Source organism: Rufibacter ruber, assembly GCF_001647275.1.
Classification (GTDB): domain Bacteria; phylum Bacteroidota; class Bacteroidia; order Cytophagales; family Hymenobacteraceae; genus Nibribacter; species Nibribacter ruber_C.
The window spans coordinates 41,015-65,506 of the sequence record NZ_LRMM01000014.1 but is presented as its reverse complement, the minus strand read 5'-3'; the positions used below and the strand labels follow the sequence as shown (position 1 = coordinate 65,506).

At 49.4% G+C, this 24,492-nt stretch carries 23 protein-coding genes, 1 pseudogene and 1 riboswitch; of the genes and pseudogenes, 16 read left to right on the top strand and 8 right to left on the bottom strand.

Annotated features, from left to right (window positions below):
* Window positions 1–164: 164 nt before the first annotated feature.
* Window positions 165–551: a hypothetical protein gene (locus A8O25_RS07755; RefSeq protein WP_066833033.1), complete on the bottom strand. Its 387-nt coding sequence runs from the start codon at window positions 549–551 to the stop codon at window positions 165–167.
* 166 nt (window positions 552–717) lie between these two features.
* Between A8O25_RS07755 and nth the strand changes: the two genes are divergently transcribed.
* The 5 genes from nth (at window position 718) to A8O25_RS07730 (ending at window position 4,404) form a co-directional block, all read left to right on the top strand.
* Window positions 718–1,392, top strand: coding sequence for an endonuclease III (nth, locus tag A8O25_RS07750; RefSeq protein WP_066833030.1), 675 nt, complete (start codon window positions 718–720; stop codon window positions 1,390–1,392).
* A 131-nt stretch (window positions 1,393–1,523) separates the two neighbouring features.
* Window positions 1,524–1,622, top strand: a riboswitch (TPP riboswitch).
* 68 nt (window positions 1,623–1,690) lie between these two features.
* Window positions 1,691–2,413: a class I SAM-dependent methyltransferase gene (locus A8O25_RS07745; RefSeq protein WP_066833027.1), complete on the top strand. Its 723-nt coding sequence runs from the start codon at window positions 1,691–1,693 to the stop codon at window positions 2,411–2,413.
* A 1-nt stretch (window position 2,414) separates the two neighbouring features.
* Window positions 2,415–3,470 carry an AIR synthase family protein gene (locus A8O25_RS07740; protein ID WP_066833024.1) on the top strand — a complete coding sequence of 352 codons (1,056 nt, stop codon included), beginning with the start codon at window positions 2,415–2,417 and terminating at the stop codon, window positions 3,468–3,470.
* Window positions 3,470–4,105, top strand: coding sequence for a thiamine phosphate synthase (locus A8O25_RS07735; protein WP_066833021.1), 636 nt, complete (start codon window positions 3,470–3,472; stop codon window positions 4,103–4,105). The genes A8O25_RS07740 and A8O25_RS07735 overlap by 1 nt, the downstream gene beginning before the upstream one ends.
* Window positions 4,106–4,107: 2 nt before the next feature.
* Complete coding sequence (locus tag A8O25_RS07730; RefSeq protein ID WP_066833018.1) at window positions 4,108–4,404, top strand: Trm112 family protein; 297 nt, start codon at window positions 4,108–4,110, stop codon at window positions 4,402–4,404.
* A 263-nt stretch (window positions 4,405–4,667) separates the two neighbouring features.
* Here A8O25_RS07730 and A8O25_RS07725 read toward each other — a convergent pair whose 3' ends face one another.
* Both A8O25_RS07725 and gldB read right to left on the bottom strand, forming a co-directional pair.
* The gene (locus A8O25_RS07725; RefSeq protein ID WP_241498957.1) at window positions 4,668–5,795 is read right to left on the bottom strand and encodes a glycosyltransferase family 4 protein; all 1,128 of its coding nucleotides are present in this window, start codon (window positions 5,793–5,795) and stop codon (window positions 4,668–4,670) included.
* Between the two features lie 448 nt (window positions 5,796–6,243).
* The gene (gldB, locus tag A8O25_RS07720; RefSeq protein WP_066833011.1) at window positions 6,244–7,242 is read right to left on the bottom strand and encodes a gliding motility lipoprotein GldB; all 999 of its coding nucleotides are present in this window, start codon (window positions 7,240–7,242) and stop codon (window positions 6,244–6,246) included.
* Window positions 7,243–7,299: 57 nt separating this feature from the next.
* Here gldB and A8O25_RS07715 point away from each other — a divergent pair, with 57 nt between their 5' ends.
* On the top strand, window positions 7,300–8,010 hold the full coding sequence (locus A8O25_RS07715; protein ID WP_153042639.1) for a porin family protein: 711 nt from the start codon (window positions 7,300–7,302) through the stop codon (window positions 8,008–8,010).
* Window positions 8,011–8,901: 891 nt separating this feature from the next.
* Here the strand turns inward: A8O25_RS07715 and A8O25_RS07705 are convergent.
* The 3 genes from A8O25_RS07705 to A8O25_RS07695 form a co-directional block, all read right to left on the bottom strand.
* Window positions 8,902–10,506, bottom strand: a complete 1,605-nt coding sequence (locus tag A8O25_RS07705) for an Rne/Rng family ribonuclease (protein WP_066833007.1) — start codon at window positions 10,504–10,506, stop codon at window positions 8,902–8,904.
* A 218-nt stretch (window positions 10,507–10,724) separates the two neighbouring features.
* Window positions 10,725–11,609 (bottom strand): tetratricopeptide repeat protein, encoded by an 885-nt coding sequence (locus tag A8O25_RS07700; RefSeq protein ID WP_066832999.1) that lies wholly within the window; start codon window positions 11,607–11,609, stop codon window positions 10,725–10,727.
* Between the two features lie 61 nt (window positions 11,610–11,670).
* Entirely contained in the window at window positions 11,671–11,976 is a 306-nt protein-coding gene (locus A8O25_RS07695; protein ID WP_066832997.1) for an HU family DNA-binding protein, read from the bottom strand.
* 191 nt (window positions 11,977–12,167) lie between these two features.
* Here A8O25_RS07695 and mutY point away from each other — a divergent pair, with 191 nt between their 5' ends.
* From mutY to A8O25_RS07665, 6 genes are all read left to right on the top strand, one after another.
* On the top strand, window positions 12,168–13,244 hold the full coding sequence (gene mutY, locus A8O25_RS07690) for an A/G-specific adenine glycosylase (protein WP_066832996.1): 1,077 nt from the start codon (window positions 12,168–12,170) through the stop codon (window positions 13,242–13,244).
* A gap of 46 nt (window positions 13,245–13,290) precedes the next feature.
* Window positions 13,291–13,779 (top strand): single-stranded DNA-binding protein, encoded by a 489-nt coding sequence (locus A8O25_RS07685; protein ID WP_066832993.1) that lies wholly within the window; start codon window positions 13,291–13,293, stop codon window positions 13,777–13,779.
* Window positions 13,780–13,805: 26 nt separating this feature from the next.
* Complete coding sequence (locus A8O25_RS07680) at window positions 13,806–15,161, top strand: transporter associated domain-containing protein (protein ID WP_241498956.1); 1,356 nt, start codon at window positions 13,806–13,808, stop codon at window positions 15,159–15,161.
* Window positions 15,148–15,750, top strand: coding sequence for a gliding motility lipoprotein GldD (gene gldD / locus A8O25_RS07675; RefSeq protein WP_066832988.1), 603 nt, complete (start codon window positions 15,148–15,150; stop codon window positions 15,748–15,750). Before A8O25_RS07680 ends, gldD begins: the two co-directional genes overlap by 14 nt.
* 182 nt (window positions 15,751–15,932) lie before the next feature.
* Complete coding sequence (locus A8O25_RS07670; protein WP_066832985.1) at window positions 15,933–16,712, top strand: hypothetical protein; 780 nt, start codon at window positions 15,933–15,935, stop codon at window positions 16,710–16,712.
* Window positions 16,702–17,184, top strand: a complete 483-nt coding sequence (locus A8O25_RS07665) for a type II toxin-antitoxin system VapC family toxin (protein WP_066832982.1) — start codon at window positions 16,702–16,704, stop codon at window positions 17,182–17,184. Before A8O25_RS07670 ends, A8O25_RS07665 begins: the two co-directional genes overlap by 11 nt.
* A gap of 76 nt (window positions 17,185–17,260) precedes the next feature.
* On the opposite strand, the gene A8O25_RS07660 is transcribed toward A8O25_RS07665, so the two are convergent.
* On the bottom strand, window positions 17,261–18,412 hold the full coding sequence (locus A8O25_RS07660; RefSeq protein WP_066832980.1) for a serine hydrolase domain-containing protein: 1,152 nt from the start codon (window positions 18,410–18,412) through the stop codon (window positions 17,261–17,263).
* A 561-nt stretch (window positions 18,413–18,973) separates the two neighbouring features.
* On the opposite strand from A8O25_RS07660, the gene A8O25_RS07655 reads away from it, so the two are divergent.
* Both A8O25_RS07655 and recG read left to right on the top strand, forming a co-directional pair.
* Window positions 18,974–19,315: a zinc ribbon domain-containing protein YjdM gene (locus A8O25_RS07655; RefSeq protein ID WP_066832978.1), complete on the top strand. Its 342-nt coding sequence runs from the start codon at window positions 18,974–18,976 to the stop codon at window positions 19,313–19,315.
* A 141-nt stretch (window positions 19,316–19,456) separates the two neighbouring features.
* Window positions 19,457–21,554: pseudogene (recG, locus tag A8O25_RS07650) on the top strand (ATP-dependent DNA helicase RecG).
* A 54-nt stretch (window positions 21,555–21,608) separates the two neighbouring features.
* On the opposite strand, the gene A8O25_RS07645 reads toward recG, so the two are convergent.
* Window positions 21,609–21,842 carry a hypothetical protein gene (locus tag A8O25_RS07645; protein ID WP_066832977.1) on the bottom strand — a complete coding sequence of 78 codons (234 nt, stop codon included), beginning with the start codon at window positions 21,840–21,842 and terminating at the stop codon, window positions 21,609–21,611.
* Window positions 21,843–22,289: 447 nt separating this feature from the next.
* On the opposite strand from A8O25_RS07645, the gene A8O25_RS07640 reads away from it, so the two are divergent.
* Complete coding sequence (locus tag A8O25_RS07640; RefSeq protein WP_066832974.1) at window positions 22,290–23,741, top strand: hypothetical protein; 1,452 nt, start codon at window positions 22,290–22,292, stop codon at window positions 23,739–23,741.
* 97 nt (window positions 23,742–23,838) lie between these two features.
* Entirely contained in the window at window positions 23,839–24,477 is a 639-nt protein-coding gene (locus A8O25_RS07635; protein ID WP_066832971.1) for a hypothetical protein, read from the top strand.
* Window positions 24,478–24,492 lie beyond the last annotated feature (15 nt).

The following is a 24,492-nucleotide window of genomic DNA, read 5'->3' as shown; positions in this document are numbered from 1 at the left end:
ATGGATTTTCCGTTAGGAAGCAAAAGTTGAATAAGGCCATGCGTTTTATTGTAATAGGCTATTGCAGAGTCTTTTCTTGCATATTCTGGCACAACTCTGTAGGCTCTTAATGAGTAAACATGGTCATACCTTAGGCCATTGATTAACATTGTTCCAGCAAATGGCTACAGTGTATTTGGGTTTGCGTAAACATGATAATCATTTATCTTCATGAAGAAGCCGCCTCCAAATGAACCTTCTTCTGTTTTAAGGTCAATGTTTAACATGAGTTCACCATTACCTATTGGATTGTAACTTACTTCAAAGCTTTCTTGATAAGAGGTGCCAAACCATCCAGACATCTGAAAGAAGTCTCTGGAGGAATCAACTTGTACTAACTCATTGACAACATTGCTTGTATCAGAAAACTTAAGTACTTGCCCTTCCTGGTATGCTAAAAATTCTAACTCCTTATCATTGAATTTATAATACTTTTCCTTGAAACATAAAGTCAAGCTTACTACCAGAGATAGTACAGCAAATACACGAACAGAAGAGCGAATAGTAGACATATATCTTTCTTAAGCGTGACTATCTCTAATGATGACATTTAGAAGTGTCCTTTCCCCTACTCTACAATTTTTCCTTCAACTACATTATAATCAATTGCACTACATACTGACCCTCATACTTACCTTTTCTCTAATTTAGCAACTCTTAATCTATCAAGTGTTAGTTATGCGCAAACAAGAGCGGTACCGTCACCTTATTTCCTACTTCACCCATAACTTTCCGGAACCGGAGACGGAACTGGCGTACCGCAACCCGTATGAACTGCTTATTGCGGTGGTGTTGAGCGCGCAGTGCACAGACAAACGGGTCAACCTGGTCACGCCTCCGCTTTTTGAGGCCTACCCTTCGGCAGAGATATTAGCCACGGCTACCGCCGAAGATATTTTCCCTTACATCAAAAGCATCTCGTACCCCAACAACAAAGCCAAGCACTTGGCAGGCTTGGGCAAGATGCTGGTAGAGCGTTTCTCAGGTGAAGTACCGGCCACGGTAGAAGAACTACAGCAACTGCCGGGCGTGGGCCGGAAAACCGCCAACGTCATTGCCTCTGTCATCTTCAACATGCCTACCATGGCCGTAGATACGCACGTATTCCGGGTTTCTAAACGCTTAGGACTGGTAGACGCTAAGGCGCGCACGCCGCTGGAGGTGGAGAAGGAATTGATGAAGAACACGCCGCTGGAATTAGTGCCCAAAGCCCACCATTGGCTTATTCTACATGGCCGCTACATTTGCCTGGCCCGCACCCCGCAGTGCGAGCGTTGCCCACTTACCCACTTTTGCCGCTACTATGAAAAGAACTGGCCCAACAAGCCAGACGACCCACAGAACAAGTTATAACCTGTTTTTGGCCTGTTTTCCAAAAAATAAGCCATAAACAGCAAGAATCGTCCTTTAACTATTTTTGTGCCGGATCAACAATGAGGCTTTTGAAATAAGCATGGCTTAAACAAATTTAAGTAAGTTTGTAAAGTAAACGCACGGGGTGCCTGACTAGAAATGTTAGGCTGAGATCATACCCGCCACCTGATTTGGATAATGCCAACGTAGGGATGCTGTATTAAATACTCCATTTTGTACTCCATTCTTTCTGGGCATACCCATTGAATGGAGTTTTTTGTTTTAACAAAACTGCAACATGGAGCTACAGAAAAAATCCTCTGAATTAATTCCCCAGAGCCAGCAAAACTGGCAAAACAGACCTGAATGGTTCTTCAACCGCGAACACACTGACACCTACGAGCAATGGTATGAAGGCCGCTACAAAAGAGCCGAGGTCTGGCAAAAGAAGGTCATGGAACAGCTGGTTTCCAAAGACACACGTATCAAGACCCTGCTTGAGTTTGGCTGCGGCACCACCCGCTTTACCAGATGGTGGCACCAGATAGGCATAGAAGCCACCGGCGGCGACATTTCCCCCCTCATGCTGTCACAGGCGGTGCACCTCTTCCAAGGAGATTTGGTCATGGCCGACTCACACCACATGCCCTTCAAAGACCATACCTTTGACTCTCTGGCTTTCATCACTACGTTTGAGTATTACAAAGACCCCGTTAAAGTTATTAGAGAAGCGGCCAGGGTAGCCAAATACGGTATTGCCATGGGCATGATGAACCGGAACTCGCCCAAAGTTCTGAGAAGGCGGGTGCAGCAGATGTTCGGGAAAAACCCGTTTTACGTCACCGCCACCTTTTATACACCAGCCAAACTAACTGAGATAATTCACCAGGCGCTGGCCGGCAGAGAATATACCATTGAATGGACTTGCACAGGCCTTCCTAAATGGTTTCCGGTACAGCAATGGGGGCTGCCCTACGGCGATTTCTTCGGGTTATACATCAAACTAAACGATGTAGACTAGAATGGAAGATAAACTTGGAAAGATAGACCACCCTCTATTCACCAACATCATCCGGGAGAATTGCGGGTACCCAAGAAAGGAAGTGCTGGTGGGCCCAGGATTTGGGGTAGATGTCTCAGTGGTACGTTTGCCCGGTGGTATGGCCATGGCCACCACCAGTGACCCATTATCGCTTATTCCATCATTGGGTCTGGAAGAATCTGCCTGGCTTTCGGTACACCTAATGGCCAATGACATGGCTACCACGGGTTTTGCGCCTATGTACGGGCAATTTGTGCTCAACCTGCCGGCTACGTTTTCCAAAGAGGATTTCAAAACTTATTGGCAGTACATTCACCAATACTGCGCTAATGTGGGAGTAGCTATTACCGGAGGGCATACCGGCTTTATTGAAGGGCAGAACTCTACCATTGCTGGGGGCGGTACGTTTACCACCATTGCCCCTCAGGCGCAAATCCTTACTTCGCAGAATGCCCGGCCAGGAGACACTATTCTGGTGACCAAACAATGCGCCCTTTCCTCTACCTCCATCTTGGCTATGAGTTTTCCGGAAACGGTGAAGAATAAACTGGGCCAGGAAACTTACCAGAAGGCCTGCGACATGTTTTACCAAACATCATCGCTCAAAGATGCTTTGACCGCCGTTGGCGCCCCAACTGCGCGTAACCAGGTAACTGCCATGCATGATGTAACCGAAGGTGGTGTGCTGGGGGCCATATATGAACTGGCCAGCGCCTCTGGCAACGGGGCCGTGATTTTTAACGACCAGATTCCCATTGGAAACATTCAGCAGGACGTCTGCTCTCTCTTCTCTATAGACCCGCGCTACTGCGTGGGTGCTGGCGCTATGATCATTACCTGTAAAAAAGAGGCCGCACATGGTATCATAGCACACCTTGCCGCTGAAGGCATAGCCTGTTGCGCTGTTGGAGAAATAAGAGAAAGAGAAAGTGGCATAAAGTTGATAGCAAACGGAGAAGCATCTGACTTGGTGTATCTGGCAGAAGACCCGTATTGGGCCGCTTTCTTCAACGCCTTTCGGGAGGGATGGAAATAATGGAAAAGAAGCGAAAAGTAGAGTCAGGAGTTTATTTGGTCATAGACCCATCTTTGGAGGAAGATATTTTACTTCAAAAGCTACAACTAGTTCTTCAGGAAAAGATTGCTGCGGTACAGCTCTGGGACAATTTTTTGCCGCATAAAGACCATCTGCCGTTGATTCAGAAAATCTCTGTGCTTTGCCACGAGAAGAATGTTCCGGTACTTATAAACAACCAGTGGGAGTGGCTGCAAACCACCGCCTTAGATGGCGTTCACTTTGACGCTCCGCCTAAAGATTTAGAGCAGATAAAAATCTCTCTTAACAGAGACTTTATAACAGGTCTTACCTGCAACAATGATTTGGCTTTGGTGCGGTGGGCAAATGACCAAAGGCTGGATTATATTTCCTTTTGCTCCATTTTTCCTTCCTCTACCAGCACCAGTTGTGAATTGGTAGATTTTGAGACCATCAAAGAAGCTAAAAGAATAACCGCTATGCCCATCTTTTTAGCCGGCGGAATAAAACCTGACAACATGCCTGAACTACAGGAACTACCTTTTGATGGAGTAGCGGTGGTATCAGGCATAATGAGTGCAGAAAAGCCAGGCGTGGCTATTACAAAATATCTGAAACAACTGAAACCAATCTAGTGATGAGACTTGAAACTATAAAGAAATTGTGCTGCCCCTTTGATAAAGCAGACATTGAGCTGACCACCATTACCCAAGACCCTAGCGGGAACATACTGGAAGGCTTTTTTACGTGTAGTGAGTGCAGCCGCCTTTATCCTATTGTAAAAGGAATCCCGATCATGAGCCCCGACGAATACCGTGAGATAAATTTAGAGAAACCGCTGTTGGCCAAGTGGCAGCAGCATCTACAAGGTAAAACGTTTGAAAACTTCAGGCTAGTACCACAAAAAGGCGAGAAGGATAAATTTATAGGGTGACCAGAGGCGCTGAGGCAATCTGCGTGGCTTTTGTGGCTTGCTATATTTACTTGCCCATTAGCCCCCTGGTATTTCGTTTATAAATAGATGGAGCGGGAAACAGCAGAAACGGAAAAGCGATAGAAGCAGAGAAGTATAGGAAATTGCTGCACCAGCAGGAAAGAAAAAAGAATGGGCAATGGGGGCAGAAATGAGTTGTAATAAGGAAGGAGGCAGCATTGTTCAATCAATTCATCTGCTATGATGCATCCTAAGTTCTCTTCTTACTTTCTCCCCACCACTCCCTCAAATATCTGCTCCAATACTGGCACCATCTGTAACCTCTCAAACTGCTGTTGAGCCACGCTAGCGGCATTTTTCCGCATTACTGCCAGCTCCTGCTCATTCCCCAACTGCTGCACCAGAGTAGCGGCCAAGGCCTCAGCGTCTCCGGCCGGAACGTACCAACCACACTGGCTCGCTTCTACCAGCTGCTTTGTCCAGCCAGCATTGGTCACAACAACGGGCGTACCCACCGCCAGGCTGTCAAAAAGTTTACCGGGGGAGTTTGCTTTGAGCACTGGCAAATCAATAAACGAAACAATTGACACTGCTGCCAGCGAGAACAAGGTGAAAACCTGGTGCCGAGGCATAGGGGGGAGCAGCAGGATATTGGTTTGCACGGCGGCTGCATTTTGCAGCAATGGCTCATCATACCCTTGACCGGTAAAAACGAAGTACAACTTAGGCTGGTCTTGCAGTAATTTAGCAGCCTCCACCAGCATAGGAATGTCATTGGCCCGGCCATACGTACCAGCATAGAGCACTACTTGCTTCCCCTCAAGCCCCAACTTATGTAGCAAGGCTTGCTTTGCAGAAGCGGAGACAGGCGTGGCTGGTATGTCAGTCCCATTGACCAGCGTAGTGATTTTATCTGGTGCAATACCCAGCTCCTGAATGTATCGCCCCATGTCTGTTGACAGCGGAATGATGTGCGAAGCTGATTGGTAGAGGTTCTTCTCCAATCGGTAAAGCTCCCGCTGCACCGGCTTCCAGGGTACAGCCCCCATCTGGATGGGGAAAGACGGCCACAAGTCCTGCACCTCAAACACCCACGGCACTTGATGGTATTTGGCAACTCTAGCTGCCGCCCAGGCAGTGGTCAGTGGGGTAGACACGCCCCACACAACATCTGGCTTTTCTATTTCTTTGCCTTTTCTTATTGCCTGCAAGGCAAAATCACTGAAAGCTTTCACCCGTTGCCACACTCCCATTTTATTATGATATGGCACCTGAATGGAAACCAACTCCACACCAGGAGGCACCCATGCATATTGGTGCGTGAGTCTTTTGCTTTCCCAGGCGTTAGAGGTGACGAGCGTGACACGGTGGCGCTTTACCAGTTCAGCCATGAAACTGTAATGCCGGCAGGTAGCGGGGCAGTCAGGGTTGTGGTGATACTGATGAAACAGCGCAATGTGCATGGGAGCCGGAACAATGGATTACGTTTTCGGCCTGTTTTTACAAAAACAGCGAAAACAGAAAGTGAAAGTAATTCAAAACTAAGTGAGGAGACAGAAGTAATGACCCACTCTCTGGCACCCTGAAAGGATCTCGGTTGCGAACGGCAATTGCTTCTCCTGAGCGCTTTCATAGCTCGCTCACGGTTCCCTAAGATTCTTCCAGAATGGCAGAAGGTTTAGTTGATTATGCCCACTTACAAATTTCCGTTCACCCGCTTTAGAATCTTTAAAGGATAAAGTACTGGACCATCTTCGGCCAAAGGCCGAAAAATTAAAATCACATAGCATGCGACTGCCCAAAATATACCCTCCCCATCTTGCTACGTGCTACCCTACATTAAGATTTTTTCTGCGGCTTGTATTTAGAGGCTTCTAAGATCTTACGGGCATTTTTCTCTTCCATAAGCTGCTGCAGGGTCACATTGGGGTTGCTTTCCATGTATTGGCGCACAATTTGCCAGCCTACCCAGGTGCCAATGCGGCCGGGGCAGCGGGCACTGATCTCGGGCACGTTGGGGCGCTCGCCAATATACTTCCTGATCACAAACTGCCCGGTCTCATACAGCAGGCTCTTCTCCACAAAATGCGCCCAGATCTTGCCTTCGTTGTACTGCACATCTGCCAGCTCCTGGCCTGTGAAGCCAATGATGAGTGAATCTGGGGTGCAGGGCATCATCTGCTCCACAAAATAGTACGACTTGCCAAAATCAATCATCTCATCCAGCATGGCGCCGCTCAGAAAGTCTGTCTTGTTGAATTTGTTGGAGACCAGCAACATGGCGGTGGGCACCAGGTACGGTTTCTCATAGCGCTCCAGAATGTACTGCGGCGCCTGCGGCCGGTAAGGGGCCTTCTTGCCAATGAAGAAATCCAGCCCCAGCACCATCAGGCTGTCGCCCACGTACAGGTCCCGGCTCAGGCCGGTGATAAACGTCTGCACCTGTGGCACCTGAAACTTAGGGTAATAATATTTCACGTGCTTGAACGCGTTCTCCAGCTCCTGCTTCACGTCTTTCAACTCCCCAAACGTGTTGTCTGACTCCCGCACCAGTTTGTGAATACTGGTGTCTGTGGCCAGCTTCAGGAGGCTTTGCGCCAGAATCTCCTGGTTAGGGTAACCTTTCTGCTGCAGGAATCTGTCTGCGAACAGCGGGTGCCGGCTCAGGAACTCCTGCATCTGGGGCAGCGCTTTTATTTGGAAAAACTCCTTCTCCAACCGCTCAACCTCTAAGTTAACCGGTATATTCTCTACTTCCTCTGCCATCTGGCACGTCTGTTGCTGCTGACAACCGGCAAACAGCAACAGAGTAAAAAGCAGGTATAGATATTTCTGCATGAATTCTTCGTTTATCTTTAAGCAAATTTACTCAACATTCGGCAATACCACTTACTTATGAAGACGATCCGCTACAGTATCCTATTTTGTCTGGTGGCAATTTTATTCCTGGGCTCCCGCCACGCAGAAGCGCAGGTAGAAATTGGGGTGAAGTTTGCCCCTTCTATCACTTCAAACCGCACCTTGGCGCAAGACAAATACAATTTTGAAGGCGACGGCGTGGGCGGTGGCTTTGGGGTGGGCGTCATGGCAGATTATTTCTTTGGCGCAAACTATGCCGTGAGTTCCGGTTTAATGTACAACATCAAGGGCGGTACCGTGCGCTACAGCTATACCCAACCCATAGCCCCGGGGGCTCTGGATGGCGCTACCAGTATCACAATGTCAGGAGAAGATGATTTAAGCCTGCAGTACCTGGAAATCCCTATTGCCTTGAAACTTTTCACCAATGAGATTTCTACAGACACCAAGCTCTATTTTCAGGCAGGCGGTTCTTTGAACACCATGCTGGCCGCAAAAGTAAACGACAAAAAAGTAGACAGTGAAGGCGACAAATTCACCAAGCGTTTCAACCTGTTTGAGATTGATGTGCTGATTGGGGTGGGGGTAGAGCGGCAGATTGGGGTCAGCACCAAGCTCTTTGGCGGTATCACCTACCACCGCGGCCTTACAGATGTAGATGACGACCACTACGCCGGTATTTTCAAGGATGACAAAGTGGAGCTGAAAAATGATGTCTTCTCCCTTGACTTCGGGATTAAATTTTAGAGCATTTTCTGTCTGTTTTCTGGAAAACAGGCCAAAAAACAGAAAATGCAGTGTTCCTTCTCCCTTTGGGAGAAGGTTAGGATGAGGGCAAGGCGGTCCAAACCATAATTAGCGCAGACCCTCGCCATAAAGTAGTTGCAGGCTCATTGAACACACCCCTACCCCTCAGAGGAGGGGAGTCTCCGGAAATGCGTGCGGGCGTATGCCATACGCCCCTACCTCTGCAATGCGTGCCCTCCTGTGTAAACATCCCCCTTCGCCCCCTTCAAAGGGGGAATATCAGAAATGTATGTAAGTAACTCCCGCGCTTTAGAGGGGGCATCAAGAGCACAGCGGGAAAGCAACTGCTAAGAAGTGATAATGGATAATTACTACCGCTTGCCTTTTCGTTTCTCACCTACTTCCTAGAAAACAGCGTGGAAACGCAGTAGCTCCTTATCAGTACCTGCGGGAGCGGGCCAGTGCCGCCAGGCACGCAGGCGCATAGCGGGTGCACGTACAGGCGGTTCCAGGTAGCAGTGGCTACGGAAGCAATGGAAGGAATAGCGGTTGCCAGGTGCGAAATTAAACCAAGGGAAGCCTGTCTGAGCCTCAGAGAGTTCCTCCCTTCTTGATTCTTTTGGTCAGGTTGAGCATCAAGGCTCAACCTGATAAACGCGAGTAGAAAGTAATATAGCCAGAGGTTTGGCAGAAGCAGTTGGATGAGTATTACGCCTATCTGAAAATAGCCAACATAAAACTGGCAGCTAACAAATACACGCAGCAACCAGAATTTCATGAGCGTTTTTGGCCTGTTTTCCTAAAAGTAGCCTAAAAACAGAACGTACTATAACAGAAAAGCCCCTGCCAGTAAGCAGGGGCTTTCTTTATTATGAAAGGAGCAGAAAAAACTTATTCTCCTTCTACGGCACGGTCTTGGAGACCATTCACTTCTGAATAACTTGAGCGAAGCTCAATTTCATCGCCGTGTTCATCCATCACCTTGAAATCTGTGAGGCCAAGGGAGGTATCTTTCATCACGTTCACCCACTTAAAGTGTTTCAGGAACCACTTCCGTTGGCGGGAAATGAGGCCTTTGGTGTAGTACGCATGCAAGAACGGATGCACATACAGCGTAATGTTTTTCTGATTCTGGCGGGTGAGCAGATCTTCAATGGTCTGATCAATGTCGTCGGTTACCAGAATGCTGGCAGATATTTTCCCGCTGCCTCCGCAGGTAGGGCACACCTCACCGGTTACTATGTTTTGCTCAGGCCGTACGCGCTGGCGGGTGATCTGCATGAGCCCGAATTTGGAGATGGGCAGCACCGTGTACTTAGACCGGTCTTTCTTCATCTCTTCCTTCACCACGTCCTGCACTTTCTGCCGGTTCTCAGCAGATTTCATGTCAATGAAATCTACTACAATGATTCCGCCCAGGTCCCGGAGGCGCAGCTGACGCGCCACCTCTTTTGCCGCAGTTAGATTCACATTCAGCGCGGTGGCCTCCTGGTCCGTTTCGGAGTTGGATTTGTTCCCGCTGTTCACATCTATCACGTGCAGGGCCTCTGTGTGTTCAATCACCAGATACCCCCCACCCGGAATGCTCACTGTCTTCCCAAACAGGGATTTCAGCTGCTTTTCAATGTTAAAGTGTTCAAAGGTCTTCACCTTGCCCGTGTAATGCTTCAGAATCTTCAGCTTATCTGGGGCAATGGTTTCAATGTAAGTTTTGATTTCATCATGCAGCTTGGGGTCATCAACCACAATGCTGTCAAAACTTTCATTCAAAATGTCTCTCAACATGGAGGAGGAGCGGCCAAGCTCCCCAATCACTTTGTCGCGCTCTTTGGCGGTCTTCAAAGTGGCAATGCCTTCTTCCCAGGTAGCCAGCATACCTCTGAGGTCCTTGTCCAGCTCAGCCACTTCGCGGCCTTCAGCCACGGTGCGGATGATCACGCCAAAATTCTCTGGTTTAATAGAAGAAATAAGGCGTTTTAGACGCGTACGCTCCTCTTTGCTCACTATTTTCTTAGACACACTCACGGTGTTAGAAAATGGCACGAGCACCAGGTAACGGCCGGCCAGGGAGATCTCACAGGAGAGCCGGGGCCCTTTTGTAGAGATTGGCTCTTTTACAATCTGCACCAAGATCTGCTGTCCTTTTTTAAGGACGTCTGCCATCTTGCCCAGCTTGTCAATTTCTGGTTCAAACTTGATCTGGGTAAGCTTGGCAGAGGCATTCTTCTGGGTCTGCACCGTTTTCACGTATTTGTTCAGAGTCTTGATGTTCTCTCCCAAATCATGGTAGTGCAGGAACGCGTCTTTGGTGTAGCCAATGTCTATGAACGCTGCGTTCAAGCCAGGCATCACCTTTTTCACGGTTCCCAGAAAAATATCCCCCACGCTGTAGTTGGTATCATTTTTATCAAAATGATACTCCACCAGCCGCTTATCCTGAAGAAGGGCTATTCGTTCTCCATCTTGAGTAGAATTAATGATTAATTCGTTACTCAATGTCTTAGTAGCTTAGATGAAAGAATATACCAAAGCCCAGTATCACCTCTGCGGCAACCTGGGCTCAAAGAAAAACAGGCGCGAACCTATTTCTTCTTGTGTCTATTCTTTCTAAGACGCTTCTTTCTTTTGTGGGTAGCGATCTTATGTCTTTTTCTTTTTTTACCGCAAGGCATAATCTTGATGTTTTATAAGTGAAAAATATTTTAACTCCTCTTTTACTGGGCGCTGTTCAGCTTCTGCAGGTAACTGTCTACTGAAGCCAACACTTCCGGCTCTTTGCTCAGTTCCTTTACCCGCATAAACGCTTTCTGCGCCTCTTGCTTCTGCTTGGTCTCTGCCAGAGAAATGCCCAAGTAGAACGTAGCATCTACATGCTTAGGGTTTACCGCCAGCAGTTCCTGAAAACGCGTTACCGCCTTATCATACTGATTAGACTGCATAGAAAGAACTCCCAGGTTAAACAGAGCCTTCTCATTTTTAGGGTCTGCCGAGATCACCTCCCGCAACAGGGTAATTCCCTGCATGGGCGTTTCGCTGGCGATGTACGTCATAGCCAGGTTCGTCTTGGCATCCAGATTGGCAGGGTTGTTTTTCAGCACCTGCGCATACAGCCCCTGCGCCTTTTGCCCCAGTTGCTGTGAACGCTCCTGGGTAGCGGCAAAGGTGAACGCCTCAAAGTACTGGTCGGCCGCTTTCTGGAAGCTTTTCTCCCCTGGTCTTACGGCGGCTACCTGCTCATAGAAATACCCGGCGCTGTCATGCTTGGCAATAGCCGCGTATTTCTGCGCCAGTTCATCTGCTACTTTGCCTTTGTCCTGAGGGCTACTGGCCCGGTTGAATTTGGCTCGCAGGTCTGCAATCTCTTTCAACTGGGCGGGCGTAGCCGTCATGTGGGCATTGGCGGCATCTGCCGGGGCCGCCGCCTCAGCTGCATGGTCTTCATGGCCCTCATGGTTGGGGTCATGGCTAGACTCGGCGGCGGCTCCGTTAGAGGCAAGGTCAGCCTTTTTGTCTTTGTTAATCACCACTTTAGGCAATAAAGCCAACAGAACGGCCAGCACTACGGCAGAAAAAATGAGTGCTAACTTACCTTTTGACATATCTATTGAATCTGGAAATGATTATTAAACAAAGAGTTAAGGCTGCAAAACTACGAAAAAACTAAGAAACGACCTCAGCTTTAATTTTCTTACTGTTTTTGATCTTGGCTACAAACGTTTTAGATGGTTTGAAGCTTGGGATAAAATGCTCATCAATGATGATAGAGGTGTTTTTAGATATGTTACGGGCAACTTTTTTGGCGCGCTTCTTATTCACAAAGCTTCCAAAGCCACGCACATAAATGTTATTACCATCGGCCATTGAGTCTTTCACCACTTTGAAGAATGCTTCAACGGTAGCTGCAACATCAGACTTTTCAATCCCTGTCTTATCTGCAATCTCTGATATAACTTCTGCTTTAGTCACTTGTTTAAACGTTTTAAGTAATTGAGTGAAGATGAATATGTTTGTACAAACGTTTACCGCTGTCACACGGCACCTCGAAATCGGGGCACAAAGGTAACCGCCTTTTTTGAGTAGTAAAACTATTTGTTTAAAAAATCTGTTGGTTTTCAGCGCGTATACCCCGCAGCTAGCCAAGATGTTAAAGCCCCTGCATGGCCCACCCAACCAATTCTTTCTTTACAAATACCCTTATTGCCTGGTATCACCGCCACAAGCGGGCACTGCCCTGGCGTGAGACCACTGACCCGTATGCCATCTGGCTTTCTGAGGTTATTCTGCAGCAAACCCGGGTAAAACAAGGCCTGCCTTACTACCTCAGGTTCCTGGAGCAGTTCCCCACGGTGTACTCCCTAGCAAACGCCCCCCAAGACGAAGTATTGCGCCTATGGCAGGGGCTGGGCTACTATTCCCGCGCCAGAAACCTGCATTTCACCGCCAAACAGGTGGTAGACCAGTTTGGGGGGCAGTTTCCTAAAAGTTACCAGGGGCTGCTGCAGTTGAAGGGAATTGGCTCTTACACCGCCGCCGCCATCGCTTCTTTTGCCTACCAGGAACAGGTGGCCGTGCTGGACGGGAACGTGTACCGCGTACTGGCCCGGGTCTTTGGCAAGCACGAGAACATTGCCGCCCCGGCGAGCAAAAAAGTGTTTGAGGCTCTGGCCAATGAGTTGATTCCGGCCGGCGAGCCGGACACTTACAACCAGGCCATTATGGAGTTTGGCGCTATCCAGTGCACGCCGGTGGCCCCAGACTGTTTGTTCTGCCCGCTGCAACAGACGTGCTTCGCGTTTCTGAACGGGTTGGTTTCGGCGCTGCCGGTGAAAGAGAAAGCCAAGAGCAGCCGCCAACGGTTCTTCCATTACCTGGTTCTGCGGGTAGGCGACCAGCTGTATATGAAAAAGCGCACCCAGAACGACATCTGGATGGGCCTGTATGATTTCCACACCATAGAATCAGACACAGCCAAGCTCACCCCAGAGCACCTGCAGGGGCAGGCGGCAGAGACGCTAGCCACTAACCTCACCCCTTTTTCTTCTACCGGCAAAACGTATAAACACGTGTTGAGCCACCAGAAAATTATGGCGCAGTTTTACCTTGTTTCGCTTGATTCCCGTTTAAGGGGAGAGACTGAAGAAAGTATTGGGCTGCGGCTATATTCCATTTCAGAAATAGAAGACTTGCCCAAGCCAGTATTGATAGATTCATTTTTGAAAGAGCACTTCTTTTAGTATATTTATAAGTTAATTTAAGTTTGCACCCCCTTTATACAATTCTATGGCAAGCATTAATAAAGTTATCTTGATTGGCAACCTTGGCAAAGACCCGGAGGTGAGGCACTTAGAAGGCGGTGTGGCGGTAGCCCGTTTCCCTTTGGCCACCTCTGAGACGTTCAAAGACAAGAACGGCGAGCGCCAGGAGCGCACAGAGTGGCACAACATAGTGCTGTGGCGCGGCTTGGCCGAAGTCTCTGAGAAATACCTCAAGAAAGGCCAGTCAGTTTATATTGAAGGCAGAATCAGGTCTAACAATTATACAGACAAAGACGGCATACAGCGGTACAGCACTGAGATTGTAGCAGACAACATGACCATGCTGGGTGGCCGCTCTGAAGGCGGCAACGGCGGTCAGAACAACGGCGGCGGAAGCTACGGCAATGAACAAGCCTCTTCCGGCGGCGGAAACGCCGGCGCCAGTTCTGCCAGCAAAGGCGGCAGCACCCGTTCGGCGGCCTATGAGGAAGAGCCAGACGACCTGCCCTTCTAACCTATTGTTGAACCAATTCTTTTCACTTGGAAAGTATACCTCCATCAGGAGAGCCCTACAGTTGGGGCTCTCTTCTTACTTTAACCCTTCCCCAGGTTGACCCGGCGGCATGGGCGTGGCCAACCGCCTTGCTCCTGCTGTTCTTTGTGAGCAGCCTGGCCATAACGGCTGCCCTGGCTGCTTTTCAGCGCTTTCTGGCCACTGCCCAGAATAACGCCGGCCTTAAAATGGCCGCCCACGTACAGCACCTTTCGCAGGCACCAGAGCGGGTGATTCTGGCCGGAGCGTTCCTGAACTCCACATTGCACCTGCTGCTGGCCCTCTCTGTTTTTAAACTTCTTACCCATGTTCTTGCACCCGGCGCGGCGCACCAGTGGCTGGCGTTGCTGGGCATTGCCATAGGGCTGGCAGCGGTTCTGCTAGCGGCCCGGCTGCTGTCTGCCGCATGGGGAAGGAAACAGCAAAGCCAGCACCAGCCCGCTCTGCTGCCCGTGATTCAGGTTATTTCAACTTTAGGCGCCCCCTTTGTGGCCGTTTTCCTGCCACTGCAGCGTATGATGGGCCGCACCCGTGAAGCCTTCGGGACGCCGTCTGCCACTGAGGAGCTGTCACAGTCCCTGGACCATGCCCCTTCGGCACCAGCCTCACCAGAAGAGAAAGGCTTGCTGAAAGCCATTGTGAACTTCAGCTCTATTACCGTGCGGCAGATAATGCGGGCGCGGGTAGATATTATTGCGTTCAACCGCCGCATGCCGTTTCCTGCGCTGCTCAAACAGGTGCACAACTGGGGCTACAGCCGCGTGCCGGTGTACTCAGACGGACTGGACAAGATTGACGGCGTGCTGTACGTAAAAGACCTGCTGCCCCACCTCAATGCCCCAGCAGATTTTACCTGGCAGAACCTGATCAGAACCCCGTACTTTGTACCAGAATCTAAGAAGATTGACGAGCTGTTGCGTGAATTCCAGGAGCGGCGGGTGCACATGGCCATTGTGGTGAACGAGTACGGCGACACCACCGGCCTGCTTACCCTGGAAGATGTGATTGAGGAGATTGTGGGCGAAATCCATGACGAGTTGGACGACGAAGAGGACCGCTACTATACGCAACTGGATGAACACACGTTCCTGTTTGAGGGCCGCACCTCTCTGCACGATTTCTGCAAAATTGTAGATCCGCCCGCTGAGCTGCTCAAGGAGATCAGGGGCGAAGTGGAGTCACTGGCCGGCTTAATGCTGCGCCTGTTCTCCCGCATACCGCACACCGGCGAGGAAATGCAATTGGGGCCCTATATCTTCAAGATAGAAGCCGCTGACAGTAAAAAGATTAAAAAAGTACGCGTGCACCAGATTGTGCCGCATCCTAACAATGAAGAAGAATAACTTCCTGTTCATACTAGCTGCCTTCTGCGGAAGCTTTTTCTTAGCCAGTTGCGCTGGTGAAGACTACACGCCCAAACCCAAGGGTTACAACCGCATAGACCTGCCCGCGGCCAAATACCAGCCGCTGCAGGAGCGGCACCCGTACACCTTTGAACACTCGGTCTATGCCAAGGTGCTCAAAGACTCCTCCCGCATTGCCGAACCGCACTGGATTGACCTCTATTACCCGCAGTTCAAGGCCAACGTGCAGCTCACCTACAAGAACTTCAACCAGGACCCCAAGGCGTTTAACAGCTTGGTGGAAGACGCGCGTAAGCTCACCAGCCGGCACCAGATCAAAGCCTACGCCATTGAGGAAAGCCAGATTAAAACCCCCACCGGCATCACCGCCAGCGTTTTTGAGCTACAGGGCGAGGTGCCCAGCCAGTTCCAGTTCTACCTCACAGACAGCACCAAACACTTCTTCCGGGGCGCCCTCTACTTCCGGACTGCCACCGCCAATGATTCACTGGCCCCAGTCATTGAGTACTTGAAAAAAGATGTGGTGCATTTGCTGAATACGCTGCACTGGACGGAGCAGGTGAAGTAGTTTGCGTTTTGGGGCTGTTTTGGCGAAAACAGGCCGGAAACGGAAAACTGAAGTTCATTAAATGGAAGCCGAATGGTATCTTGTATACTGTTCGGCTTTTTCATTTAATTTTATCAGCTAGGTGAACTTTACCACGGCTCCCAAACATATCTAAAACCCGGTTTAATCCGTTACTTTTGTGTATGGACAAAATTGGAAGCATCGAAATTCGTGTCATAGGAAACAAAGGGAGCTTAACGCTATCCCCAGACAACTATGACATTAAAGAGATTGCTTTAATTCTTCAAAATATAGAAGACCTTCTTTATCCCAACAATAAGAAGGATAGACCAATCATTACATATGATATTGAAGAAGGTTCAATAAGGAATATATTCAAAACTAGTCTTCAAGCAATCATTGGCTTCAGTGCTGTAATAAGCCAAATAGAAAAAGTAAATTCTATTGATTTCCTTGACTTAAAGACTGCACAAGCCATTGAAAACATTCAAAGCCTTTCTTACCAAAAGAATTACGACTTTGAAATCAAAACTTCTGTATCTGAAGAAACGGCTTTAAGAATAACCCCTAACACTAAGTTTTTTAGAACAGAAAATATTTGGATTGACGCAGAACTGTACTTCTATGGCACATTAACAAATGCCGGAGGAAAAACGAAAGCCAATATACATTTAGATACTGATGAGTTTGGCTCCCTGACAATAGAAGCTCCTAAAGTATATCTGCAAAACCAAGAAGAGAACCTATTGTATAAGAAATTTGGAGTAAGAGCTACAGGGAAACAAAACCTAGAAACGGGCGAAATTGACAAATCAAGCCTAAAACTACTTCAATTAATTGATTTTAGTCCCAAATATGATGACCAATACCTTGACACCTTAATCACCAAGGCAAAGTCAAACTGGAAAGATATCAATGCCAATGACTGGTTGAATAATATCAGAGGCGGTTATGACACATAGTGTTCTCTTAGATACAAGTTTCTTTATAAGGCTCTTAAACGATGAAGACCCACTTCATCAGAATGCAAGGGAATATTTCCGCTATTTCCTAAACAAAGGGGTAACGCTAAAAGTATCAACCATCACAATTGCAGAATACTGCGTTCTTGGTAAAATTGACCAACTGCCTCTCCGTAATATTCAGATTATACCTTTTAATCTTGACCATGCGCAAAAAGCAGGCGAATTTGCCAGAATTATATTTGAAGGAAAAGGCGCTCTAAAAGAACAACTCATGCCTAGAGCTATTATACCTAATGACTCAAAGCTTTTTGCGCAAGCAGACGTTGATAAAACCATCACTCATTTTGTCACGTCTGATGCACGGTCAGGTGTGATAATTGAAATACTTAGAAGTAAGGCCCGCGCAAAATTTGAATTCTTAGATATTAGCACGCCTTATCATCAAGCGTTCGGATTACTTGATTTGTAAGTTCATTTGCTTTTTAAAAATTAGCCCCTATCCGTTTCCGGCCTATTTTCGCCAAAACAGGCCAAAAACGCCCGTATTATTTCCCCGCTTTCACCACATTCTCATTCAGGCTGCGCATGGTCAGGTGCAAGATGTCCCTAATCTCATCTTCTGAAGACGTGGTATGGCAGCCGTTGGTCATCACCACAAACCCGAACTTCTCCTTCGGGTGGAAGAATAGGGCGCTGTACAGGCCGTAGGCTGAGCCCGTATGCCCCACCAGCACCTTGTCCGGAATCAAGTTGCCCGCCGTGCGCAGCGCCAGCCCGTAATGAGACACGTCTGTGGTTTTGACAACGGGTGTTTGCATGAGCTTCGCGCTTTTTTTGGAGAGAATACGGCCGCCCGGGTAACGGCCCTGGTTCAGGTGCATGAGCATGTAGGTAGCCAAATCCTTGGCAGAGATTTTCATTCCGCCGGTAGGCGAAAACACAGGCGTGCTCTGGGCCATCACGTAACTTTTGATTTCCTCTGAGCGGGGCGCATAGGCTGCCGGTGACGGTGTGAAAGCGTTGCCGCCCGCATTGTACTCATAGAGGGTGACAAACTTGGAGCGGTCCAGGGAATCTACGCAGTAGCCGCCGTACAGCCCCAGCGGGTCCAGAATGTGCCGCTTCACGTATTGGTCAAACCGCTGGCCGGTGGCGCGCTCAATCACCGCGCCCACTAGGTTGAAGTTGAGGTTACAGTAGGTGTACTGCGTGCCGGGCGCATAATCTGCGTAGCACTTCTGCCAGTTGGGGTTCTTGTCTGGGTGAATCACGTCCAGGTTGAAATAGCCGTTGCGGTCTAAGATGCTGGAGGTGTGCGAGAGCACCATCTTGAGCGTGATCACTTTGTCCGGAAACTTGGGGTTGCGCACTTGAAAACCCACCAGCTTACTGAAATCATCGTCCAGCGACATTTTCTTGGCCTCCACTAACTGCATGATAGACGTGGCCGAAAAGGACTTTGAGATAGAGGCAATCCTGAACATATCATCTTCCGCCAGCGGAAGGTTTTGCTCCACGTCTTTCATTCCCAGCGAGCGGGTGTAGACCAGTTTGCCGTCTTTCACCACCGCCACGGCCAACCCTACCGCTTTCTTCTGCTCCATGATGCGGCGTAAATCAGTCTCGGCTTTGTCTGTTTGGGCAAAGGTCTGGCAGGAAATACACAGAATGAGAAAAGCAACCAAGAAGGGTCTCATAGCGGGAGGGATAGGTGAAGAGTTTCTGGCTGGAAAATAGGAAACCCTCTATATCTTTCCAAACCACCTTTAGTTGCACCGGCAAAGAGCGTCTGCCAAGGGACGGCAGGCAAGAAAGCCCTTCCGTTTCAGGGCTATTTTCTAAGAAACAGGCCAAAAACAGAAGGACTTCCTTTATGAAAATTCAAAAACTTAAAACTGCAAGGCATCGGCCACGGCCGAAACCTACTCAGGGCCACTTAATGGCGTAACGCTCTACCAGCGTGGAAGGTGCTTACTAATAACCCGTAAAAGCCTAGCACAGATTGTCCCTCCTTTCTTTAGTTAATAGATAGTGCATATACGCAGCGCAAGAATTTTGGCTGCGGTTTACCAGTGAACAATTTGTTCCTGGATGCGCCTGTTTGCCGTCTATGAAGCTTGCCAACCATTTCTGCATTAGCCCCGCTCCTTTCTTTTCTGTAATTTTACCCACCGGTTCGGCCAGGCGTTTCTGGACTATTTTTTAGAAAGCAGGCCAAAAACGCAGCAACGCCAGCCTATTTCTTAAACAAGCATACCATGTCTGACGAATTAAAACCCTGCCCCAACTGCAACTCACCCTACGGTTACGCAACGGGAGAAGAAACCTACGCCTGTCCAGAATGCGGCCACGAGTGGAACCCCGCGGAGGCGAGCCAAGAGGCAGGTTTGCAGATAAAAGACGCCAACGGAAACGTATTACAAGACGGCGACTCGGTGGTGGTCATCAAAGATTTGCCCGTGAAAGGCGCGCCCAAACCGGTAAAGGCCGGCACCAAAGTGAAAAACATACGCCTCACTGACGGCGACCACAACATAGACTGCAAAATTGACGGCTTCGGGTCAATGGCGCTTAAATCTGAGTTTGTGCGCAAGGCGTAAACTGTTCAGACGCACGTTATTCTTTAGCGTCTGCGGTAGCCCCGCTTTCTCCTTTTCCGTAACTTTACAGAACGGCTTCGCTCCTGTTTCTGGGCTATTTTCTCAAAAACAGGCTAAAAACAGGAAGCGCCTCCCAACTACGTGTCATCTGGCTTTTTCCATACCAAGATAGAGTTCCTCAAGGGCGTGGGGCCCCAGCGGGCCACATTGCTGCAGACCGAGCTGGGCATCTTCACCTACGGCGACCTCATTCAGCACTACCCGTTCCGGTACATGGACCGCACGCAGTTCCACGCCATTGCCGAGCTGACCGAAGACATGCAGTATGTGCAGATCAAAGGCCGCATTCTGGAGAAAAATTTGCTAGGCGAAGGCCGCAAACAACGCCTCTCGGCCATAATCAGAGACGCCTCCGGCGAGATAGAATTGGTGTGGTTCAAAGGCGTGAAGTTCATGACGGGCCAGCTCAAGGTGAACCATGAGTACATCGCCTTCGGCAAGCCGAGTTTGTTTAACGGCCGGTTCAACATGGCGCACCCAGAGCTGGAAGAACTCTCTGAGGTAAAGCTGGAGCAGACATATCTGCAGCCCGTTTACCATACCTCTGAAAAACTCAAGAACCACCGCGTAGACAGCAAGGCCATCAGCCGCATGATGCAGGAGCTCCTGAAACAGGCGCCCACGCACCTGCCTGAGACGCTCACCCCTGAGCTGGTGGACCAGTACCGCATGGTGTCTAAGCGCGAGGCCATGCTGCAGATTCACTTCCCCAAGAATTGGGATACCCTGGCGGCGGCGCGGTTCAGGTTAAAGTTTGAAGAACTGTTCTACACCCAGCTCAAGCTCCTGCGCACCGCCACCAAAACGCCGCGCCGAACTGGCCGGGCAGGTATTTAATAAAACACCTACCCTCACTGAGTTCTACAAGAACCACCTGCCCTTTGACCTTACCAATGCCCAGAAGCGCGTGGTGCGCGAGATCTACCAGGACGTGACCAGCGGCAAGCAGATGAACCGCCTCTTGCAGGGCGATGTGGGCAGCGGCAAAACCATTGTGGCCTTCGTGACCATGCTCCTGGCCACCGACAACGGAGCCCAGGCCTGCCTCATGGCCCCCACTGAGATTCTCGCTGACCAGCACTACCAGGGACTGAAACAGTACGCAGACAAACTGGGCATAGTGCTGGGCAAACTCACCGGTTCCACCAAAAAGAAAGACCGTAAGCCCATTCATGAGCAACTCCGCTCTGGTGAAATGCAGATGATTGTGGGCACCCACGCCCTGCTGGAAGACGAAGTACAGTTCCATAACCTGGGCCTCTGCATTGTAGACGAACAGCACCGCTTTGGCGTGGCGCAGCGCTCCAAGCTCTGGCAGAAGAACCCCCGCATCATTCCGCACGTGCTGGTCATGACAGCCACACCAATCCCCAGAACCCTGGCCATGACGCTGTACGGTGATTTGGAAGTATCTGTGATTGATGAGCTCCCGGCGGGCCGGAAAGAAATTATTACCGTGCACCGCTATGACAGCAACCGCCTGCGGGTGTTCGGGTTCATACGTGAGCAGATAAAGCTGGGGCGGCAGGTGTACATTGTCTACCCGCTCATTGAAGAGTCTGAAGGCCTGGACTACAAAGACCTTATGGACGGCTACGAGAGTGTGACCCGCGCGTTCCCGGAGTACCGCGTGAGCATGGTGCACGGCAAACTCAAACCCCAGGACAAAGACTATGAGATGCAGCGCTTCGTGAAGCACGAGACGCACATTATGGTGGCTACCACCGTGATTGAGGTAGGCGTAAATGTGCCCAACGCCAGCGTGATGGTGATTGAAAACGCCGAGCGGTTTGGCCTGGCCCAGCTGCACCAGCTGCGGGGCCGCGTAGGCCGTGGCGCCGACCAAAGCTACTGCATCTTAATGACGGGCTATAAACTCAGCAAGGAAGGCAAGACGCGCATTGAAACCATGGTGCGGACCAACAACGGCTTTGAGATTGCCGACATTGACCTGAAACTGCGCGGACCGGGAGATTTGATGGGAACCCAGCAAAGCGGGGTTTTAGATTTGCTAATTGCTGACCTGGCCAAAGACGCCAAGATTTTGAAAGAGAGCCGGGCGGCCGCCCTGCAGATCATAGAAAAAGACCCGGACTTAAGCCTTCCAGAGCATGCCAACTTACTGAGGCACATCCGGTCGCTGAGCCACAACACCGTGAACTGGAGCCGTATCAGCTAGACTTGAGTCTGGGTCTTTTTAGGGGAGAAAAATTCGTTTCTCTGAGGGAGCAGATTAATTCAATGAATACGTAAAGGTTTTCTCAGTAGTAGTTCCTTCTTTGGTTACAGGTTCTAAAATATGATTTGTCTTCTGGGTGAAAGGAAGTGGTGCTTTTGCGTCTAAGGAATAAATATTCTGGCTCGTTGCTTCCACTTTCTGAACAGTACCATTGGCAGAGTCTTCTTTTAAGAATTTTCCAACAAGAATAAGCCCAACCAGCACAAACATCTTAAATGTAAATCTCATAAAATAAACGTTAAAGGTGTTTTATTTAATTATGTATGGTAAATGTACGCGATCTCCCGCGCTTAAGTAATTATCAAGAGGTAACCCTTCTGTTAAGTAATTATCAAGCAACCTTTCTGCGCAGATCTTACCATTTTATGCCTACCAAGCTGATAAGCCTAGGTATGTACGGCAGGCCTGACTTCGGGTTTTTATCTTCCTCAGAAAAAGTTTTCCACACTACTGTTAGTATAAGTACTTATTCCTGAAATAGTACTCTCTCCAAATTCCCGCCAGGTTACCTCTCTGCGCAATGCGGGCGCAAAGATACGCACAAAAAAATCAATTATCTAACTGTTAACAATTTACAGATTCCGCTCATGGGTTGGTTTATTGCAAATTCTATAAAAAGCAGCCTTCAATCAGTGTAAAGAGGTATATTTGTCTACTTATTAAATATGAATTTTTATGAATTATCATTTCCCCAGACTTCTTTTTCTTATAGTAGCTGGCATATTCTTCTGTAAAACTGACAGCTTTAGCCAAAAGATCAAGTCTGCGTCTTTCACGTATGCCCCTGAGACCGCTGGGAATTACTACAACCAGCAGATAGCGCGTAAATCATACCCCGTCAATGCCACTGATTTTGTCATCCTGAGCCGGAAGTCTAACCAGACCTATGCCGTAGAGCGCTATGGCGCAGACCTGAAAACCAGATGGTCGGCTCCTTTTTCCCTTCTGGGTTCAGAATCTCTGGTGGCCTTTGCGGTCAGCGCCAAAACAGCCCTGGTGGTGACGCACCGCATAGACCCGGAACAAGGCAGCCAGGCGTTGTATGGCACCATCCTTGACCTTACCACGGGCAAGGAGCTGCTGCAGAAGAAACTGCAGGAAGCACCCAGCAAAAGCCGCAGGCTTACCCTTTCTGTCTCAGAAGATGGTTCTAAACTGGTTACCTACCACTCTATCACGCGTGATGAACAGCTGCGCTCTATGCTGGCCGTGGTCTATGACGCCACCACCCTCAATAAGATCAAAGAGCGGCCGTATGATTTTGGGGGCACCAACGGCCAGGTAACCGCGCAGGTGCACATTGACAACCGCGGTGACCAATACGTGTCTCTGCTAACAGATAACAACATGCGCCTGAGTGTGCGCCGCTACAACAACCAGGACAATGAGATCAAAGTGATGGAGGTGATGGTGGGCGGCGTGTTTGACGGGGAGAAACGCTACGTCCTGGACACCCATTACCAGCTGGCCCAGGATAGCAGCCTGTACGCGGCAGTCTTAGTGGCCGAAGAGAAATCTGGGGACTACCGCAGCCTGAAACTGGTGAAGTTTGACTATGCTATCAACAATATGCGCTTCGCGGAAGAGTTTGTCTTTACCCCTGAGTTTTCACAGCGGGTGGCCAAAGCCAGCGGCGCCAACCGCCTGGAGGACATCTACCTGTCAGACATTCTGGTGAGCACAGAAGGCCAGGCCCTGGTACTGGCCGAAAAGAAATATGAGGAAGGCGGCGAGAACAGTCCCTATCACGCCAAAGAACTGCTGCTGTTCTCCTATGATGAGTACCTGAACCCCACCTGGAACTCAGTCATTTTAAAGAACCAGGTGGCCCCCGCCACTGAGGGCTTTGCCGGCATCTCTTACAGTGCCCGCCTCTTTGGGAACCGCCTGCAGCTGCTCACGCTGGAAACCCTGAACGGCAAAACAGATCTGTACAACCGCTCCATCCATCTCCTTACCGGCACCTCAGACACGCCAAAGCCTATGGGCTTGAACGTAGCCAATGATATGGGGGCCGCCTACGTCAAAGATTTTACCACGTGGCTGGAGGAGAACAGCATCATTGCCGTGAACCGTCCCTCTAAAGCCTCAGCGGGTCTTCGGCTAAGCCGAATCACCTTTAAATAGCCATTCCGTTTTCGGCCTGTTTTCGCCAAAACAGGCGAAAACAGAAAATAGCCGAGCAGAGAAATGCACATGACGTAAGCTCCTTAGCGCTACACTTATGCACCTACAGGATCTCCTTTTCCCCCTGGATTTTTCCTTCAAGGTTACTACCCTTGCCAACCGGCTCTCTGTCACAGACGCAAACGGCCGTAGAGCTCTCTATGTGAAGCAGCTTCACCATGATGAATTCTCAGAATCCAGTTTATTGAACATTGACCCTTTTATAGACGAGATAACGGTTTTCAAAGATGCTTCTGAGGCAGAAGCCATTTACACCATCAAAGCAGTTCCCTGGAAAAATTTCACTGCTTCCTTCGGGTTCTTAGATGCCAAGGGGCAGGTCTTAGGCTACGTAGCCCGCGTTACATGGGTACCTGAATTGGCGGCGCATTACCAGGTATTTGACCAGCACCTGCAAGCCATCTTTACCATAAGAGAAGGGGCGGGATGGGTAAGGGCAAGCGACACTGCTTTAGGCAGAATTCCTTTTCTAGGCTTGTTCACTGGTTACTTTTTGAACCCGTCTTACCATGTCACGCGGCCCGGTGGCGCATTGGTCGCTACCCTCCAAAAGCAGAAATCCTTTTTAGCCCGCAAATTCTCCGTCTACAAAGAAAGCACCTGCACAGTCATTGAGCAGGAACAGATACTGCTCAGTTTGCTCTTGATGACTATTCAGGAGAGACGCCGCGGATAGACCAAGAACGTTACA